This is a genomic window from Vibrio sp. M60_M70 (assembly GCF_037162085.1).
In the GTDB taxonomy this organism is placed as follows: Bacteria; Pseudomonadota; Gammaproteobacteria; order Enterobacterales; family Vibrionaceae; genus Vibrio; species Vibrio diabolicus.
The window spans coordinates 1,712,227-1,732,828 of record NZ_JARLUL010000001.1; the positions used below are offsets into that span (position 1 = coordinate 1,712,227).

12 protein-coding genes and 1 pseudogene are annotated in these 20,602 nt (G+C 42.9%); 12 read left to right on the plus strand and 1 reads right to left on the minus strand.

Translation table 11 applies throughout. The annotated features are described in order from the left end of the window. Positions 1 to 4: 4 nt before the first annotated feature. The 12 genes and pseudogenes from prc (at position 5) to rmf (ending at position 19,930) form a co-directional block, all read left to right on the plus strand. Positions 5 to 2,011 (plus strand): carboxy terminal-processing peptidase, encoded by a 2,007-nt coding sequence (gene prc / locus P4S59_RS07920; RefSeq protein WP_225461688.1) that lies wholly within the window; start codon positions 5 to 7, stop codon positions 2,009 to 2,011. A gap of 195 nt (positions 2,012 to 2,206) precedes the next feature. Continuing rightward, entirely contained in the window at positions 2,207 to 2,872 is a 666-nt protein-coding gene (locus P4S59_RS07925; RefSeq protein WP_005396553.1) for a hypothetical protein, read from the plus strand. Positions 2,873 to 3,054: 182 nt separating this feature from the next. Continuing rightward, positions 3,055 to 5,706: an aminopeptidase N gene (gene pepN, locus P4S59_RS07930; protein WP_337168203.1), complete on the plus strand. Its 2,652-nt coding sequence runs from the start codon at positions 3,055 to 3,057 to the stop codon at positions 5,704 to 5,706. A 64-nt stretch (positions 5,707 to 5,770) separates the two neighbouring features. Next, on the plus strand, positions 5,771 to 5,989 hold the full coding sequence (locus P4S59_RS07935; protein WP_046876238.1) for a DUF2835 domain-containing protein: 219 nt from the start codon (positions 5,771 to 5,773) through the stop codon (positions 5,987 to 5,989). A 201-nt stretch (positions 5,990 to 6,190) separates the two neighbouring features. Further along, on the plus strand, positions 6,191 to 11,032 hold the full coding sequence (locus P4S59_RS07940) for an NAD-glutamate dehydrogenase (RefSeq protein ID WP_337168204.1): 4,842 nt from the start codon (positions 6,191 to 6,193) through the stop codon (positions 11,030 to 11,032). 314 nt (positions 11,033 to 11,346) lie between these two features. Next, the gene (gene pyrD / locus P4S59_RS07945) at positions 11,347 to 12,357 is read left to right on the plus strand and encodes a quinone-dependent dihydroorotate dehydrogenase (RefSeq protein WP_337168205.1); all 1,011 of its coding nucleotides are present in this window, start codon (positions 11,347 to 11,349) and stop codon (positions 12,355 to 12,357) included. A gap of 166 nt (positions 12,358 to 12,523) precedes the next feature. Next, positions 12,524 to 13,065, plus strand: a pseudogene (locus P4S59_RS07950) (cell division protein ZapC). Positions 13,066 to 13,552: 487 nt separating this feature from the next. Next, entirely contained in the window at positions 13,553 to 15,673 is a 2,121-nt protein-coding gene (rlmKL, locus tag P4S59_RS07955; protein ID WP_337168206.1) for a bifunctional 23S rRNA (guanine(2069)-N(7))-methyltransferase RlmK/23S rRNA (guanine(2445)-N(2))-methyltransferase RlmL, read from the plus strand. A gap of 21 nt (positions 15,674 to 15,694) precedes the next feature. Further along, the gene (locus tag P4S59_RS07960; protein ID WP_074190119.1) at positions 15,695 to 15,937 is read left to right on the plus strand and encodes a glutaredoxin family protein; all 243 of its coding nucleotides are present in this window, start codon (positions 15,695 to 15,697) and stop codon (positions 15,935 to 15,937) included. After that, entirely contained in the window at positions 15,915 to 17,834 is a 1,920-nt protein-coding gene (locus P4S59_RS07965; protein WP_104974095.1) for an ABC transporter ATP-binding protein, read from the plus strand. The genes P4S59_RS07960 and P4S59_RS07965 overlap by 23 nt, the downstream gene beginning before the upstream one ends. A 7-nt stretch (positions 17,835 to 17,841) precedes the next feature. Continuing rightward, on the plus strand, positions 17,842 to 19,575 hold the full coding sequence (locus P4S59_RS07970; RefSeq protein ID WP_065646475.1) for a DUF3466 family protein: 1,734 nt from the start codon (positions 17,842 to 17,844) through the stop codon (positions 19,573 to 19,575). 181 nt (positions 19,576 to 19,756) lie between these two features. Next, complete coding sequence (rmf, locus tag P4S59_RS07975; protein WP_005377453.1) at positions 19,757 to 19,930, plus strand: ribosome modulation factor; 174 nt, start codon at positions 19,757 to 19,759, stop codon at positions 19,928 to 19,930. A 120-nt stretch (positions 19,931 to 20,050) separates the two neighbouring features. Here the strand turns inward: rmf and fabA are convergent, their stop codons facing one another. Beyond that, the gene (gene fabA / locus P4S59_RS07980; RefSeq protein ID WP_005396499.1) at positions 20,051 to 20,569 is read right to left on the minus strand and encodes a bifunctional 3-hydroxydecanoyl-ACP dehydratase/trans-2-decenoyl-ACP isomerase; all 519 of its coding nucleotides are present in this window, start codon (positions 20,567 to 20,569) and stop codon (positions 20,051 to 20,053) included. Between the last annotated feature and the right edge of the window lie 33 nt (positions 20,570 to 20,602).

Here is a 20,602-nt window from a genome sequence, read left to right on the forward strand (position 1 = left end):
ACGCATGAATTGCCGTTCAAAAGTGACACTGATTGCTGCTAGCTTATGGCTAGCAGCATCAGCTCAGGCTCTCGAAGCCAAACTACATAAAGATGACTTGCCGGTTCTCGCTCCTGAAGTTCAGCACGAAACAGCTAGCAAACGAGTCACCTCTCGATTTACCCGCTCTCATTATAAGCATTTCAGCCTCAATGATGATTTCTCCAAAGCGATCTTTGAACGCTATGTAGAATTGCTTGATTATAATAGAAATATTTTTACTCAAGCGGACATCGACTCTTTTAAAGACTGGTCAATTGAGCTTGATGATCAGCTAAAAGCTGGTAACAACCAAATTGCTTTTGATGTTTATAACCTCTCAATGCAAAAGCGTTTCGAGCGCTTTGCTTATGCGTTAACGCTACTCGACGAAGAGATCAAGTTTGATACTGATGACGAGATAGAGTTAGACCGTTCTGAAGCTGCATGGCCAAAAGACGAAGTGGAGCTCAACGAGTTATGGCGTAAGCGCGTGAAATATGACGCGTTAAATCTGAAACTGACTGGCAAAGAATGGCCAGAGATTAAAGAAGTTTTAGAGAAGCGTTATAACAACGCGATGAAGCGGATCACACAGACTAATAACGAAGATGCATTCCAGTTATATATGAATGCCTTCGCCCGACAAGTCGACCCTCATACTAGCTACCTTTCTCCACGTAATGCTGAGCAATTCCAATCGGAAATGAACCTATCTCTGGAAGGCATTGGTGCTGTTTTACAAATGACTGACGATTACACAGTAATTCGTTCACTTGTTGTTGGTGGCCCTGCGTCGAAGAGCAAGCAGCTTGGCGAAGGGGATCGAATCATCGGTGTTGGACAAGACGGTGAAGAGATTGTCGACGTGATCGGTTGGCGTCTGGATGATGTAGTTCAATTAATCAAAGGCCCAAAAGGCACAAAGGTTAATCTACAGATCTTGCCAGAAGGTAACGATGCGAAGAGTTACATTGTCACAATTGTTCGTGACAAAGTTCGCCTAGAAGATCGCGCAGTTAAGTCGGAGATCATCGAAAAAGATGGTAAGAAGATTGGTATTTTAGAAGTGCCAAGTTTCTACGTCGGTTTGTCGAAAGATACCGATAAACTGCTTGCTGAGTTAAAAACCAAAAACGTTGACGGCGTAATCGTTGATCTACGTAACAACGGTGGTGGTGCATTAACGGAAGCGACAGCATTAACAGGATTATTCATTAAAGAAGGTCCTGTTGTTCAAGTTCGTGACAGCTATGGTCGTATTAAGGTGAACGCCGATACTGACGGAAAAGTGAGCTACGATGGTCCACTGACGGTGTTGATTAACCGCTACAGTGCTTCGGCGTCTGAAATTTTCGCCGCAGCGATGCAAGATTATAATCGTGCCATTATTTTAGGTGAAAATTCTTTCGGCAAAGGTACGGTTCAACAGCATCGTTCACTGAATCATATCTACGATCTTTTCGATAAAGAGCTAGGCTACGTTCAGTACACGATTCAGAAGTTCTACCGTATTGACGGTGGAAGTACGCAAAATCGTGGTGTTGCACCCGATATTTCGTACCCAACACCAATTGAAGCTTCTGAAACGGGTGAAAGTGTAGAAGACAATGCACTACCTTGGGATCAGATTGATAAAGCAAAATATCAAACCTTCCCAAGCAACGAAGCACTAGTTGAAAAACTCACCGCTCTTCATAACAAGCGTATTTCTGATGAGATGGAATTCCGTTTCATCAATGAAGACATAGAGAAGTATCGTAAAGAAAAAGACGATAATATGTTGTCTTTGAACGAGAAAGTTCGTAAGGCTGAATCGGATAAAGCGGAAGCACTTCGTTTGCAACGCATCAATGAGCGTCAAGCTGCTTTAGGTAAGGAAGCATTCAAAACATTGGATGATATACCTAAAGATTATGAAGCGCCTGATGTTTATTTAGATGAGTCTGTCGCGATTATGGTTGATCTGCTCAAGCAGAAAAATCAGTCATAATAACTGGCAATTCAAAGTAAAAAGAGTGAGTCTTTCAGGCTCACTCTTTTTTTATGTCTTTTCATCTTTGTTTGTATTGAGTATCAAGTAAGATATTCGCTTATTTTTTCCCAATAATTTACGTGATCTACATCTAAAATTTCGCGAAAGTGAGGACTACTGCCTAAGCTAAAAGAAAACGATAAGGATGCCGATATGAAATGGTTCTTTATTTTACTTAGCTTTTGCTGCTTTAGTGTGTTTAGCGGAGAAAACACCAGAGAAGATGAATTAAGTCACTTTGACACGCCGTTTCTCATCGGAGACTGGTATTTAATGAACCCAAACCCCGAAGAGTCGGCTGAAAATTTTCGTGCGATAAAACTGTCACTGGGTTCCGACTACAGCTTTTCTATTGATATTCAAAAGAAAGATTATTCTGTCGATCATTGGGAAGGATTGTATAACGCCAATGAAGACACCATCGTTCTTGGCTTAAACACAGATGAGCCTCAAATTTATGCCTATCGCAATAATCACAATACGCTTGATCTTAATGGTGTGACTTTTACTAAAGGGTTGTCTAACTCGCTAGCGGGCATATGGTCTAGCTCTTATGTATCCGGAGATGGCCTTGTGGCAAACAACATCAACCATATGGATCTGATACTTCAACCTGACTTCGTGTTTATGTTTCGGGTATCCAACGAAGAAGGGGATGAGTCAATCAAGCAAGGTGTTTTCTACACAGAAGATGAATATTTAGTCTTGCTCTATGAAAATGGCGAGCACGGGACCACCTATAAGCTCAACAAAAATGAATTAACGATTGAAGATTCAAATGGCGATATGTACGCGGTACTTAATCGGGTAACGCCTTGATAGCTTATCTTGTTACGACAAATTACGCGAGCATACGGTAAATTGTCAATGTTGTTTAAATGTTAATCAAAAAACGGAGCTAGAGCACTAAAAGCTCCGTTTTTTGATGGAAAGACTTGTATTCTGATACCACAACCCCTACAAATAGCTTATATAGTGATACCAGAACTGCATTTTTGATCATGCAGTCTGGTATTTTTGTTGTTCGACATACAAGGATTTATGCTCATGTCCCAAGCTCCCAGGCCAAATATCGTAAAGATTATCAAGAGCCATCTCACGCGATTACCGATATCGATCTTACGTTTGATCTTTATGACAATGACACCATCGTTACGGCGATATCAAAGGTTGCTCAAAAAGGCGATACAACAACGCTAGAACTCGATGGCGAGGGGCTTGAGCTGCGCGCTGTAAAAGTAAACGGTGAGGATTGGGCTCATCACGAAGTGAAAGAATCATCGCTTGTACTGACCGATCTTCCATCCGAGTTTGAACTTGAAATCGTCACCAAAATTGATCCTGAAGCGAATACAGCACTCGAAGGTTTGTACAAATCAGGCGGCGCATTTTGTACTCAGTGTGAGGCCGAGGGCTTCCGTCGTATTACTTATTACTTAGATCGTCCTGATGTTCTGGCAAAATACACGACAAAAGTGATCGCAGATAAATCCGCTTATCCATATTTGCTGAGCAATGGTAACCGAATTGCAGAAGGCGATGCAGAGAACGGTCGTCATTGGGTTCAATGGCAGGACCCGCATCCAAAGCCAGCTTACTTGTTTGCTCTTGTCGCAGGGGACTTTGACGTACTGCGTGACAAATACATAACGATGTCAGGTCGCAGTGTTGATTTAGAAATCTTTGTTGATAAAGGTAACTTAGATCGTGCAGGCCATGCGATGACATCGCTGATCAACTCGATGAAGTGGGATGAAGAACGCTTTGGCCTTGAATACGATCTGGATATTTACATGATCGTTGCCGTTGATTTCTTCAATATGGGCGCAATGGAAAACAAAGGCCTAAACATCTTTAACTCAAAGTATGTTCTGGCGAATGACCAAACGGCGACGGATCGTGACTACTTAGGTATCGAAGCTGTAATCGGTCATGAGTACTTCCACAACTGGACTGGCAACCGTGTCACTTGTCGTGACTGGTTCCAATTAAGTCTAAAAGAAGGCTTAACCGTGTTCCGTGACCAAGAATTCTCTTCTGACTTAGGCTCTCGCGCAGATAACCGTATCGATAACGTACGTATCATCCGTGGCCCTCAGTTTGCAGAAGATGCAAGTCCAATGTCACATCCAATTCGTCCTGACAAAGTCATTGAGATGAACAACTTCTACACGCTAACAGTGTATGAAAAGGGCAGCGAAGTTATTCGCATGTACCATACACTCCTTGGCGAAGAGGGCTTCCAAAAAGGGATGAAACTTTACTTTGAACGTCACGATGGTACTGCTGCCACATGTGAAGACTTTGTTTCTGCAATGGAAGATGCCACCGGTGTCGATTTAAAACAATTCCGTCTATGGTACAGCCAGTCTGGTACACCGACGCTGCGCGTAAATAGCGAATACAATGCCAATGCAAAAACTTACGCACTAACGGTAGAGCAATTTACGGAGCCAACGCAAGACCAGGCTGAGAAGCAAGCGCTGCACATTCCGTTTGATATCGAGCTGTACGATTCGAAAGGTCGAGTTATCCCGTTGCTGATTAACGGTGAATCTGTTCACAACGTGCTAGATATTAAACAAGATAAGCAAACGTTCGTATTCGAGAATGTCGAAGAACAACCAGTGCCATCTTTGTTGCGTGAATTTTCGGCGCCAGTAAAACTAGAATACGACTACAGTGATGATGAATTAGTCTTCTTGATGAAACACGCGACGAATGACTTTGCTCGTTGGGATGCAAGCCAAATGCTATTGGCTAAGTACATTCGTCAGAACGTGAAAAACGTTCAAGCCGGACAAGAAGTATCGCTTTCTGAAGGCGTGATAGATGCGTTCCGTGGTGTGCTATTGGATGAGACGCTTGAGCCAGCTTTCATTGCTCAAGTTTTCTCTTTGCCTTCAATTAATGAGATTACTGGCTGGTACCAGCAAATTGACATCGATGCCGTAGACAAAGTTCTAAACAGCATTACAGTGTCACTTTCCCAAGAGTTAGAATATGAGCTAAGTGCAACTTATCATACACTGAAGCAAACAGAGTACACGATCGATCATGCTGCGATTGGCAAGCGTGCATTACGTAACCGTTGTCTGCAATACCTAGCACATACGGAAAAAGGTAATGATTTAGTGAAAGCACAATACGCATCTGCAAATAACATGACAGATACGATTGCAGCGATGAGTGCGGCAAATAGTGCACAGCTTGAGTGTCGTGAAGTTCTTATGGCAGATTATAGCGATAAATGGAAGCACGATGGTTTGGTTATGGACAAGTGGTTTGCACTTCAAGGTAGCAATCCTGCAGAGGATGCACTTGAAAAAGTGAAAGCCACCATGAACCACGAAGCATTTAGCTTGAAAAATCCGAACCGTACGCGCAGTTTGATTGGCTCGTTCTTAAGTGCTAACCCTGTGCGTTTCCATGATAAATCCGGTGCAGGTTACCAATTTGCAGGAGAAATCCTTCGCCAACTTAATGATTCGAACCCACAAGTCGCATCTAGAATGATTGATCCTTTGCTTAAGTTCCGTAAATACGATGAAGGTCGCCAAGCTTTGATCAAAGCAGAACTTGAAAAGCTCAAAGCAATGGATAATCTTGCTAAAGACTTATTCGAAAAAGTGACTAAAGCACTAGACGAATAGTAAACAACACAATAGGGTGGTCATTAAGGCCACCTTATTGTTTATGTCACTTAGTTTTTACTTCATGAACTATTACTACTTCAACCTCAACATTTCATATCAAACGTTTTTATCCCATTATTCTGGCGCGGCAAGTGTTGTTCAAGTCGTCACACATAACGGTTTACGTTTGCAGTTACCCGCCGCACGATTCAGACCATTTCTTAGTCAATTAGGCATTAAAGGCCAGTTTAGACTAACAACTGACCAAAATAATAAGTTTCTTAAGTTAGAAACTCTGTGATGTATTGTATTTGCAGAGAGTTAAATAGGAATCTTAGTCACAGAATCGGACATTTCACCTCTTACCACCACGATTAGTTGTTAAACATTTGTAATTATGCTTTTACAATGGGCACATGCATTACCTATGCTTAGTTTCTAAGGTAACAACCTAGCTACTAAGTCCCCCTACAAAACAACAATTCTAATGTGGAGTGTGAATATGACCGCGCGTGAAAATGTAGTGCCGGTTCTGCTTGAAAAAGTTTACCAACTGATTCAAGACAAACTCGAGCTTTCTCACCAAACGCTTGTAACTAAACTTGCTCAACACTTATTCAGTAACATTGCTGATGATGACCTGATTCAGCGAAACGAATCCGATCTTTATGGTGCTGTCGTCAGCCTTTGGCACCATATCAATGAAAAAAAACCAGAAGAGATTTCGGTACGAGTATTTAACCCGACCGTAAGTCGTCAAGGCTGGCAATCCACACACACAATCGTAGAAATTGTTGTTCCAGATAGTCCATTCTTAGTGGACTCAGTCAAAATGGCTTTAGCGCGTTTGGACCTTGTTTGCCACCTAATGTTAAACAACCCAACACAGATACAGCGTGATAAAAAAGGCCAAGTTACCGACGTAAACGGTGAGGGTGGTGTTCTTCAATCACTGTTCCATATCGAGGTAGACCGCCTTACTAGTAAAGAAGAGATGCAAGCGCTTAAAGAAGAGCTGTTAAAAATTCTATCTGACACTCGTTTAGTCGTTGATGACTGGAAGCAAATGGTTGATAAGCTTAAGCTTGTGACTGATGAACTTGAGAAAAATAAAGATCGTGTTTCTATCCAAACGGATCGTATGGACGAAACGATCGCATTTCTTCGTTGGCTAGAAGATCATAACTTTACCTTTATGGGTTACAAAGATTATGACTTAGAAGAAGTCAATGGTGATACCGAGCTTGTTCCTGCTAAAGAGAAAGGACTTGGTCTATTTGCTGATGACAAGCGTGTACGTAGCGTCAAGCTATCTGAGCTTTCAGACTCTGCGCGGTTAGAAGCGAAAAAGCCATACGCTCTGATTATCACAAAAGGTAACAAAGCATCTCGTATTCACCGTCCAGCTTATACTGATTACATCGGTATTAAGAAGTTTGATGAAAACGGTAAAGTAATAGGCGAGCATCGCTTTACTGGTCTATATACCTCTGCCGTGTATAACCAAGCGGTACAAAGCATCCCTCTGATCCGTGAAAAAGTGGACCGTATCCTTGAAGCGAGCGGATACCGTCACGGATCGTATTCATACAAAGCATTGCACAATATCTTAGAAAACTACCCACGCGATGAACTACTCCAAGCAAATGAAGAAGAGTTGCTTGAGGTGGGTATGGGTGTTGTACAAATGCAAGATCGTGACCTACTGCGTTTGTTTGTTCGTAAGGACCCATTTGGTCGTTTCTTTAGCTGCATGGTTTATGTCACTAAAGATCGTTACAACACAGAGTTACGTCGTCAAACTCAACGCATTCTTAAGCAGTACTTTGGTTGCGAGCAAGAGGTTGAATTTACAACGTTCTTCTCAGAAAGCCCACTAGCGAGAACACATTACATTGTTCGTGTAGACAATAACAACATTGACGTAGACGTGAAAAAGATCGAGCAAAACCTAATGGAAGTTTCTACCTCTTGGGATGACAGACTAAAAGAATCCATCATTGCTAACTTTGGTGAAAGCAAAGGCCTTCCTCTTTCAAAAGAATACATGAGTGCGTTCCCTCGCTCATACAAAGAGGACATGATGCCAGGTTCTGCGGTTGCAGATATTGAACGCTTAGAAGCGTTAAGTGATGATAATAAACTTGGCATGTTGTTCTACCGACCTCAAGAAGAGGGGGCGGATTCAAAAGCTGTTCGTTTGAAGCTATACCATCGCGATGAGCCAATCCATCTTTCTGACGTAATGCCAATGCTTGAAAACCTTGGCTTGCGAGTGATCGGTGAATCACCGTATGAGATCGAGAAAAACAACGGACAGACATTCTGGATCCTTGATTTCTCTATGCTGCATAAGAGCGAGAAAACAGTTGATCTTCGTGAGGCTCGTGATCGTTTCCAACAAGCATTTGCCGCAATTTGGGCAGGCAACCTTGAAAGTGATGGTTTTAACCGATTGGTACTAGGTGCGTCGCTATCTGGGCGTGAGATTTCCATTCTTCGTGCTTATGCTCGATACATGCGCCAAGTCGGTTTCCCATTCAGTCAACAATACATCGAAGACACGCTAAGCCACTACCCAGACTTAGCAACAGGTCTAGTCAAGCTGTTCACCAAGCGATTCGATCCGAAACACAAAGGCAGTGAAAAAGGCCAAAACGATCTGATTAAAAAGCTAACAGAGCAGTTGGATCGTGTAGAGAGCTTGGATGATGATCGTATTATTCGTCGTTACATCGACATGATCATGGCGACACTTCGTACTAACTACTATCAATTAGACGAAAGCAAGCAACCTAAGCCTTGGTTATCTTTGAAAATGAAACCGAGCGATATTCCAGAGATTCCGCAGCCTGTACCCGCGTTCGAGATCTTTGTGTACGCACCAGATATTGAGGGTGTTCACCTTCGTGGCGGAAAAGTGGCTCGTGGTGGTTTACGTTGGTCAGACCGTCAAGAAGATTTCCGTACAGAGATTCTTGGTCTCGTAAAAGCTCAGCAAGTTAAGAACACCGTTATCGTACCTGTGGGTGCAAAAGGCGGCTTTGTTTGTAAACGCCAGCCATCTCTCACAACCCGTGATGAGATTTTTGCTGAAGGCCAACGTTGTTACAAACGATTTATTCGTGCGCTACTTGATGTATCAGATAACATCATTGAAGGTGAAGTCATGCCACCACAAAACGTTGTGCGCCATGACGAAGATGACCCATACCTAGTAGTGGCTGCAGATAAAGGCACAGCAACATTCTCAGATCTAGCGAACTCTGTTTCTGCAGAGTACGACTTCTGGTTAGGTGACGCATTTGCTTCAGGTGGTTCAAATGGTTACGACCACAAAGCGATGGGTATCACTGCAAAAGGTGGTTGGGAATCTGTTAAGCGTCACTTCCGTGAAATGGGCATCAACTGCCAGACCACTGACTTTACCGCAATCGGTGTAGGTGATATGGCAGGTGACGTGTTCGGTAACGGTATGCTGTTATCGAAGCATATTCGATTGCAAGCTGCCTTTAACCACATGCACATCTTTATTGATCCAAATCCAGATTCAGCCACCAGCTGGGAAGAACGTAACCGCTTGTTTAATCTGCCAAGATCAAGCTGGGAAGATTACAATAAAGATTTGATCTCTCAAGGTGGTGGTATCTTCTCTCGTCGATCAAAATCGATCCAACTAACGCCAGAAATTCAGAAAATGTTAGGGACTAAGAAAGCATCTTTAGCGCCTAACGATCTGATTAAGATGATCTTGAAAATGAAAGTCGATCTGCTTTGGAATGGTGGTATCGGCACTTACGTTAAAGCATCGACAGAAACTCATACGGATGTTGGTGACCGTGCTAACGACATGCTGCGCATTGACGGCCGTGACTTAAGAGCAAAAGTGGTTGGCGAAGGCGGTAACTTGGGTATGACTCAGCTTGGTCGTATTGAATACGCACTGACTGGCGGCCGAGTGAACACAGACTTCGTTGATAACGTGGGTGGCGTTGACTGTTCGGATAATGAAGTCAACATCAAGATCTTCCTTAATGGACTGGTTTCAAATGGCGATCTTACGGTTAAGCAACGCAACCAAATTCTAGAGTCTATGGAAGACGAAGTGGGTGAAATTGTCTTAGATGATGCTTACCGTCAATCTGAGTCGATCTCCGTTACTGAACAGCAAGGTGTTGGCATTGTTAAGGAACAAATTCGATTCATCCATACCATGGAAAAAGCAGGGTACTTGGATCGTGCTCTCGAATACATCCCTGATGATGAAACGCTAATCGAGCGTGAAAAACAGGGACTAGGTCTGACTCGCCCTGAGCTATCAGTGTTAGTTGCCTACGGTAAAATGGTACTTAAACAGCAACTTGTTACGGATGAAATCGCGAATGATGAATTCCATGCGAAACAGCTTGTTGAATATTTCCCAAGTGCGTTACGACGTAACTATAAAGATCAAATGGTTAATCACCCACTGCGAGCTGAAATTATCGCTACAGCATTGGCTAACCAGATGGTTAATGAAATGGGCTGTAATTTCGTCACTCGTTTGCAAGAAGAAACCGGTGCAAGTGTTGTCGATGTTGCTAACGCATACAGTGCGGCTCGTGAAATTTTCGATCTAGAAGCAATTCTTAAGCAGACTCGTGAACTCGATAATATCGCCACAGCTCAAGCTCAGTACGAAATCATGTTTTATGTTCGTCGAGCACTACGTCGAATTGCACGTTGGTTGCTTCGCAACCGCAGTGGTAAATGCACAGTTGGTGAGCTGATTGCTATCTACAAGCAAGATGTCAATGTTATCACTGAAACCTTAGACACTATGCTGGTTGAGTCTGAAGTAGAAGAACACAATGAACTTGCTCAAGGGTGGATTGAGAAAGGGGTAGAAGAGAAACTTGCACATCAAGTCGCTCGTTTATCCAGCCTACAATCTGCACTGGATATCTCATCAGTGGCGAGTGAAACAGGTAAAACGGTTGAGCAAGCATCGAAGCTCTACTTTAACTTGGGTGACCGTTTGTCGTTACACTGGTTCTTGAAGCAAATTAACAGCCAAGCCGTTGATAATAACTGGCAGGCACTAGCAAGAGCTGCATTCCGAGAAGATCTGGACTGGCAACAACGTCAACTTACGGCTCAGGTATTAAATTGCGGCTGTGCAACGGAAGAGCTAGACGTGATGAAAGCGTTAGAAGATTGGATGGAAACTAACGAGCAATCACTGCACCGTTGGGAAAGCATCTTGAATGAGTTCAAAGTTGGCTCTGTCCACGAATTTGCTAAGTTTTCTGTAGCACTTCGAGAATTAGTACTCTTGAATCTCAACTGTTCGTCGAAAGAGTAGATGAGTTAGTCAAATTGTAAGTAAAAGCCTCGTTATTTAGCGAGGCTTTTTTGTTGCTCATCGTTTCTATTATAGCGCTGATTGTGTTACAGCGTAACGGTGTGGGGAAGTTAAAATAGGCTGAAATCGATTGCTTTAGGGTGGTTAGTTATAAATTTTATTGTTGAAATCTTACTCTAATTGTTTGTTTTATATTTGAAAATATTAGAAAGATATAGGTTTTTACTTAATACATTCATTTTCATTGAATTACGATGAAAAACAGTAAATAATATTGTCCCGTTTATACGGGGCTTTTTTCTTTCGGAGGCACAATGCTTTACCGTCTAGCCAGAACTGGCTTTTTCCAACTCGATGCCGAGAAGGCACACGATCTTGCAATCAAGAACTTCCAACGCTTTAACGGCACACCACTTGATCTCTTCTACCGCCAACAATTACCAACTCGTCCAGTTGAGTGTATGGGACTAACATTCCGTAACCCAGTAGGTCTTGCGGCTGGCTTAGATAAAAACGGTGAATGCATTGAAGCATTTGATGCCATGGGCTTTGGCTTTGTCGAAGTTGGCACAGTAACACCTCGTCCGCAACCAGGGAATGATAAACCACGCTTATTTCGCTTAGTCGAAGCTGAAGGGATCATCAATCGCATGGGCTTTAACAACCTAGGCGTTGATAATTTGGTCGAGAATGTAAAGCAAGCAAAATTCAACTGTGTTCTCGGAATTAATATTGGTAAAAACAAAGACACACCAATTGAGAAAGGGGCAGAGGACTACCTGATTTGTATGGAGAAAGTGTATGAGTACGCAGACTACATTGCGGTTAATATCTCATCACCAAACACTCCGGGTCTTCGTTCACTTCAATATGGTGAAGCGCTTGATGAACTACTTTCTGAATTAAAAGCGAAACAAGCGGAACTTTCAGAGAAATACAACAAATACGTCCCGCTAGCATTAAAAATTGCGCCTGATTTGAGTGACGAAGAAATCTGCCAAATCTGCGATTCTTTATTGAAAAACAATATAGATGGTGTGATCGCGACTAACACAACTCTGGATCGCACGATCGTAGAAGGAATGAAACACGCCAATGAGGCAGGTGGTTTAAGTGGTCGCCCTGTGCAATCACGCTCTACGGAAGTCGTACGTAAGCTTCATGAAGAGCTAGGAGACAAACTTCCAATTATCGGTGCTGGTGGTGTGGATTCCTATGTTGCAGCCAAAGAAAAGCTGATGGCAGGCGCTAAACTTGTTCAAGTCTACACCGGCTTTATTTACCACGGCCCAGGCCTAGTACGTGATATTGTTAAGAACCTTTAACATACACATCAAAAACCACTGAAAAATCAGTAGCTATTACATAAAAAAGAGGACTTTGTTTCCTCTTTTTTTATCCGTTCGTTTGTAAAATTTAAAAATCACGAGTAGGTAATTAAGCGTCTTACCTCTTTACCACTGATTTAACTAGTCAAGAGAGAACGGAATAATGCTTAAACCCAGCGACAAATGGAATTGGTATTTTGACGAGCAAAAAGCTTGCTTAATGCTGGATCTGGGGAGGAAATGATTTTCCAAACCAATTTATCCCGAAAATTGTTGGTTAACTGTGCCTTCTCAAACAATGAATTTACCGTTGATGACGCCAGTGCATTCCAAACGTTTAATGAACGTATTCGATGCCTCGACATCAGCGAATACCGCCAAGCTGAGTTAACACTGTATTGTGTTGCAGCAAAGCGCTTTCATAAACCTGTACAGCCTAAAAGCTGGTTCTTTGACGCACAGTCCTCAGGTTACGAGCCTGAAGAAGGGGACATGGTCTTTCTAACAAACCAATATTCTGATGGCATGTTCATCGTGTTAGAACCAGGCGAGACGTCGAGCTTATGTGCTTATGTTAACCAAGAAGCGTTTGTGCTTGATGGCAATAAGGCGCTTCAGTTTGGGCAGCCGATTAAAGTAATGCATGACCGCATGGCTTGTGCAAATCACCTCTTTGCAATAACCCCTATGGCAATGGTGGGGTAAACCTGTTTAATTTTTTCTTTATTTCGTTCCTTTGTTTGCATTAGTCGACCTCGTTAGGTCGATTTTTTTGTCCTTTCCTTTGATACTAGAGCCCCATCAGCCATGAAACGGTATGTTTTCTATGCATGCAAACATGAAGCTGGTCACTTTTATTTTACTTATTTCAATCTGATGACTCCCTTAACTAGGCAACCTAGCGCTTAAAATGACCCCATTTATTCCCCTATAAGGCAAAAATGTAAGTAACTTACATCAATAACTATGTCCTGGTATATACCAAAATCAATGTAAATAAGTATTCACTTCTTTCCAAGGTAACAAAATTTCGTTCGTGAATAAAAAACACTCAAATTAAAGATGTTGAAAGTTTCAGATCATTTTGTTGGTGATGATTTGAACTAACAGGTGGGGAAATTCCTTTAAAAACGAGGCATTGATCGTAAAGTCAGGTATAATTGAAGCCATTTTTTATCAGCGAAAGAACACTATGAATCAATATCTCGCGGTAACTTCAAATGGCATGGAAAATTTGCTTGTTGAAGAACTGACTAAACTAGGCATTGAAAATGCGAAACCAGTACAGGCAGGCGTAAAATTTAAAGCGACAAACGAACAGGTTTATCGCTGTTGTTTGTGGAGCCGTTTAGCGTCTCGATTTGTACGTGTTTTATCTGAGTTCACGTGTAACAACGACATGGACTTGTATTTATCTACATCTGCTATTAACTGGGTTAACCAATTTCATAGCTCTAAACGTTTTGTTGTGGACTTTAACGGCACAAACCGTGAGATCAGAAATAGCCAGTACGGTGCGATGAAAGTCAAAGATGGCATCGTAGATTGCTTTGAAAATAAAGGTTTGCCGCGTCCCAACATCAGTAAAGAACGCCCAGATGTTCGTATCCACGTTCGTTTGCATAAAGATAAAGCGTTGCTTGGGATCGATATGGTAGGCAGTGGTTTGCATCAACGTGGCTACCGACCAGAGTCGGGTCGTGCCCCGTTACGTGAAACGCTTGCTTCTGCGATTATCATGCGTTGTGGCTGGGATGGGCATCAACCATTACTCGATCCAATGTGCGGTTCTGGTACTTTGCTTATTGAAGCTGCGATGATGGCTGCCAACATGGCTCCTGGCGTTAAGCGAAAGCAATGGGGTTTCGAAGTGTTGGAAGACTTTGAACCAGAGACTTGGGCAGAGATTAAATCAGAGGCTAATGTTCAAGCTAGACGAGGTGTCAAGAAAGTTGACGCTAAGTTTTTTGGCTTCGATAACGACCCTAAAGTATTAAAAGTTGCTCAAGAAAACGCGCGCAGAGCAGGCGTTGAAGAATTGATTGAGTTTGCGCAAGGTGATGCTGCAACTATTACTCGTCCTGCAGGATTCGAACACGGTGTTATCGTTTCAAACCCACCTTACGGTGAACGTCTAGGAACTGAGCCGGGGCTAATTGCGCTCTACACCGCATTTGGTGGACAGCTAAAATCTGAGTTTGGTGGATGTAAAGCCTCTATCTTCTCGAGTTCAGACGAGCTTCTGAGCTGTCTTCGTATGCGAGCTGATAAACAGTTTAAATTGAATAATGGTGCGTTACCTTGTCACCAAAAGAACTACAGTATTGCAGAGCGCAGTGCTGATGAAGTGAAGGGGGCTGATACTAATGTTCAAATCGCACCAGACTTTTCAAATCGTTTAAAGAAAAACATTGGCAAGATTGGCAAGTGGGCTCGTAAAGAGAAGCTTGATTGCTACCGAATCTATGACGCTGACCTTCCTGAATACAATGTGGCGATAGATGTATACGGCGATCAAATCGTAATTCAAGAGTATGCTGCGCCAAAAAACATTCCAGAAGAAAAAGCAAAACGTCGCCTAACGGATATTATTCGTGCAACGATTCAGGTAACAGGTGTAGAGGCGAACAAAGTTGTACTTAAAGTTCGTGAAAAGCAGAAGGGTCGCAGCCAATACCAAAAATTAGGTCAGGTATCAGAGACGCTTGAAGTAAACGAGTACGGTGTGAAGCTGATCGTAAACCTTCATGACTATCTAGACACTGGCTTGTTCTTGGATCATAAGATCACTCGTCGTCGCTTAGGTGAAATGGCGCAAGGTAAAGATTTCTTAAACTTGTTTGCATATACTGGGAGTGCGACGGTTCACGCAGCGGTTGGTGGCGCTCGTTCCACAACGACTATTGATATGTCAAATACCTACTTGAACTGGGCGAAAGACAATATGCAGCTTAACGGCTGTGTAGGACGTCAGCATCGCTATGAACAAGCAGACTGTTTGCAATGGCTAGAAAACGCGAAAGGTGAGTACGACTTGATCTTTATTGATCCACCTACGTTCTCTAACTCTAAGCGTATGGAAACATCATTCGACGTACAACGTGACCACATTAAACTGATGAAGAATCTTAAACGTTTACTAAGAAGTGAAGGCACTATCGTATTCTCGAATAACAAGCGCCACTTCAAGATGGATGAAGAGTCGCTGGCCGAACTTGGTTTGAAGGCTCAGAATATTTCTTCTCAAACGTTACCATTAGATTTTGCGCGTAATAAACAGATTCATAACTGTTGGCTAATAACGCACGCGTAGTATAAACAAAAGGATTAATACGTGCTGATATTGTATAGCACGGAGGGATGCCATCTTTGTGAGATGGCATTTGCTCTAGTAGACCAAATTGGTTTGGCCGAGCAAACAGATATCATTGATATTGCGTTCGATGATGCACTGTTTTCTCGTTACGGCGTCACAATACCCGTATTAAAGTATCAAGATTCTGAGTTGAACTGGCCGTTTGACTTAGAACAACTCACACATTGGTTGGATAATAATGGCATTACTTACCATTCATAACGCACAACTTGCATTTGGTGACCACCCATTACTGGACAAAGCGGAGTTCGCTCTTCAAGAAAACGAACGCGTATGTTTAGTGGGTCGCAACGGAGCAGGTAAGTCCACGTTAATGAAAGTGCTTGCCGGCGACATTTTGTTGGACGACGGCAAGATTCAAATCACTCAAGACGTCGTTGTTTCTCGACTTGAACAAGATCCACCGCGTAATCAAGAGGGTACGGTTTACGAATACGTATCTGGCGGTTTGGCTGAAATCGGCGAACAACTGAAGATCTATCACGATCTTCTCGATCTTGTTGCTCAAGACCCGAGTGAGAAAAACATCAACCGTTTAGCCAAGGTTCAAGAGCAGCTTGACCATTCTAATGCTTGGCGTTTTGATGACCGTGTTAAGAACGTACTTGGTGCTTTAAAACTAAGTCCAGAAACTAAACTGACCGATTTATCCGGTGGTTGGCAACGTAAAGCCGCTTTAGCTCGCGCGCTGGTTTGTGACCCTGATGTATTACTTCTTGATGAGCCAACAAACCATCTTGATGTAACAACTATCGAATGGTTAGAGAACTTCTTAAAAGACTTCAAAGGCTCGATCATCTTTATTTCTCACGACCGTGCGTTCATCAAATCAATGGCAACACGCATTGTTGATTTAGATCGCGGGCAATTGGCTTCTTTCCCTGGTGATTACGACAACTACCTAGAAGAAAAAGAAGAGATGCTCCGCGTTGAAGAAATGCAGAATGCTGAATTCGACAAAAAGCTTGCTCAAGAGGAAGTTTGGATTCGGCAGGGCATTAAAGCACGCCGAACTCGAAATGAAGGTCGTGTACGCGCATTGAAGAAACTTCGTGAAGAGCGTCGCGATCGCCGGGATGTCCAAGGCAAAGTTAACCTTAATATCGATGATGCTTCACGTTCAGGGAAAATTGTATTTGAAGCAGAAAACATATCTTTTGCTTACGAAGGCAAGACAATCGTCGACAACTTTAGCTTTAACATTATGCGCGGTGACCGTATTGCACTTATCGGACCAAATGGCTGCGGTAAGAGTACGGTACTTAAATTGCTATTAGGGCAATTGGAAGCGCAGTCTGGTCGTTTACACTGCGGAACAAAATTAGAAGTCGCGTACTTTGATCAGTACCGAGAGATTTTGGATCCAGAAAAGACAGTGATCGATAACTTAGCGGATGGGAAACAAGAAGTAATGGTTGGGGGACGTCAGCGTCATGCGCTGAGTTATCTTCAAGACTTCTTATTTGCACCTAAGCGCGCAAGAACCCCGGTTAAGGCGCTCTCTGGTGGTGAGAAAAACCGATTACTGCTAGCTCGTATCTTGTTGAAACCAAACAATTTACTTATTCTTGATGAACCAACCAACGATTTGGATATCGAAACGTTGGAACTTTTAGAAGAAATGCTTGCCAACTATCAGGGCACATTGCTTTTAGTTAGCCACGACCGAGAGTTTGTTGATAATACCGTTACCACAAGCTGGATCTTCGAAGGGAACGGAGTGATTGAAGAGTTTGTTGGTGGTTATCACGATGCAAGACAACAGCGTGAACAGGTATTGGCGGTTCGTCAAGCGGTTGAAAAGCCAGCGAAAAGAGAAAAAGTGGTTGAGGAAACTCCCAAAACAACTCAACCTAAGAACAACTCGAAGAAGTTATCGTATAAGCTGCAAAGAGAATTAGAAGCTCTACCAGCTAAACTAGAACAATTAGAGTCGGATATCGAGGGCCTTCAGGAGCAAGTGAACGATCCAGAGTTCTTTGCTAAACCTGTAGAGCAAACTCAGCCGGTATTGGAACAGCTTGCTGCGCTAGAGCAGGAGTTGGAAAACGCATTCGAGAGATGGGAAGAACTCGAAGCAATGCAACAGGATAGTTAAGAATTCAATGAATTGTAGTAATAAATTCAAATTGACCGCCATTGCGATGATGGTTGGTACCACAATGAACGCACAGGCGGCATTGTATCAAGTGGTTGAGGTTTCACCTCAGGATCATGGTTCAAACGGTGACTACCAAACGGCTTACGGCGTTGCAATTCAGCAAGGTGATGCGGGTACAGATCCTTCAACAGGTTCCCCTTTCGCTTTGGGCTGTTTTGATGCAGCAGCAAACTGTACACCAGACCAATTTAAGCTTGCGATGGAAACTCGCACAACACCGATTTCAGCGACACAAGCCGTGGATGGGAACAGCTATCGTGAGGAAATTCCATTTGGATTGGACGCGGGCTTTTATTACATCCAAGAACTCAAAGATTTTGAACGTTACTGTTATAACCAGCTTCGCTATTCTACTTGTGACTCTTGGGCTTCTGTAAACTGGACCCCATGGAACAAAGAGCGTAGTAAAGACTTTACTTCTAATGCGTTAGCATTTGTAGAAGGCGATTCTGCTGCTTATAAAAATGAATATAACAATGTTATCAATCAGCTTACCGAAGATGGTGCCGCTGTCGGTAATCAAAGTAAAGTCAGCAGTGAAAACCAGTCGACACTGGAAACAAGAAATACAGTCGTAGCACCTATTGAACCAAATTTTGTTACAGGTGATAACGACGCAAGCGTTGTGCAAAGCCACGCTTGGAAAACCGATGGCACTTTTACCGTTGGTAGTGTATCTCGAACGGCAAGCAATACCAATGGCGCTCACCACACATCGAAAGCAGCTATTTGGGATCAAAGTGGAACCGTCAGTGAGTTGGCTTGGCCAAGTGGCACATCTAAAGATGGAGAAAGACTGGCTCAAGGAAGCATGCGTGACCTTGTCACAGATGGAACAACGGTTTACGGCGTGGGTTACAACACATACAGTGATGATAACTATCTGAATGCTACTGTTTTTGTCGGAACACTAGAGGCAGAAGGTAGCGTTGAAAACGCAACTTGGAAAAACAAAGTTGTTGTAGGAGCTAGACAGCGTGAAGGTGATGATACGGTTCATACAAACTCACGATTAACCGATGTTAACTCAAATTTTGTTGCTATTGGTGAAGCAAAACGTTCCGGCGGATATCTAATGCCAACGGGCTCTGCTCCAAATCGTCTCTTTATCGTAAATGATGTTCGTAAGGATTCTATTAACGCTTTTTACCCTAGTACCGGAATTTTCTTCAGCGGTGCGGGCGGTAAGATGGGCGGGATCAACTCTTACAATGAAATTGTCGGACAACTTGATGCGGAAACGACGCGTGAAGACGATGGTAAGCCACGTCGTAAGCGCGGTTTTATCTACCCATATAGTGTAGGTGGTGAGACTAGTGAACGTGCTTCAACACTATTTAATGGAAAAGCTTGGTTCCTAGATAGTTTGACTAATGGCGGTGACTACTCTGAACAAAACAACCAGTTCCGTATTCTTGACGCAACCGATATCAACGATGCAGGTGTGATTTCTGGTACCGCGATGAAATGTGCTGGCGGTTACAGTACAACAGCAAACAATGCGACATGTAGTTCTGATGAACAAATCGTAGCCGTAAAATTGGTGCCTATTGCAGGTGCGACTGAGAAGGACATTGTGTCTCGAAGCGTTGACTCAACGACAACAGAGCGTCAAGGTGCAGGCCTTGGTTGGTTAGCTTTGACCATGCTTGGATTGTTTGGGTTCCGTAGAAAATAGTCAAAAATCGTCAGTAATTTTTAAATCAAGCAGAGGCTCACACATTTGAGCCTCTGCTTTTTTTATGCCTTGAGAAATCACTCAACTTGATCGATTCTTATAAGTGGAGTCATAAAAACTCCATCAAAGTTTCACAATAACAGCTGTACGTTAGTAAATGGACCTGTATGAGGAATTAACTATGAAGAGACAAAAGCGTGATCGCCTAGAACGAGCTCAATCTCAAGGCTATAAAGCTGGGTTGAATGGAAGGTCTCAAGAGGCTTGCCCATATCAACAAGTTGATGCTCGGTCGTATTGGTTAGGTGGTTGGCGTGATGCCAGAGATGAAAGACAATCTGGTCTCTACAAATAAACTCTCCACATACAAAAAGAAGGATTCGAAAGGGCTCTACGGAGCCTTTTCTACATTTATAGACTAGGCAAACAAAAAGGCCCCTAAATAGGAGCCTTTATAAATCGATTAAAGTCGTGATTAGAAGTTTGAAGTGTCTTGGAACAAACCAACTTTCAAATCTTTCGCAACGTAGATTTCTTTGCCATCTACGCATACACGACCGTCAGCCAAACCCATTACCAGTTTACGGTTTACGACGCGTTTCATGTGGATTTCGTAGGTTACTTTTTTCGCCGTCGGTAGGATTTGGCCTGTAAACTTCACTTCACCAACACCTAGAGCGCGACCTTTACCTTTACCGCCAACCCAGCCAAGGAAGAAGCCAACAAGTTGCCACATCGCGTCAAGGCCAAGGCAGCCAGGCATTACTGGATCACCAGGGAAGTGGCAATCAAAGAACCACAAATCTGGAGTAATATCCAATTCTGCCAAGATCAAACCTTTACCAAAATCGCCCTCTGTCTCAGACATTTTAGTAATACGATCCATCATTAGCATGTTTGGCGCAGGAAGCTGAGGGTAACCAGGCCCAAACAGTTCCCCTTGGCTAGAAGCAAGTAGATCGTCACGGTTATAAGAATCACGTTTGTTTTGCATTATCAATTACTCCAATTTTTGATAGCTGCATCT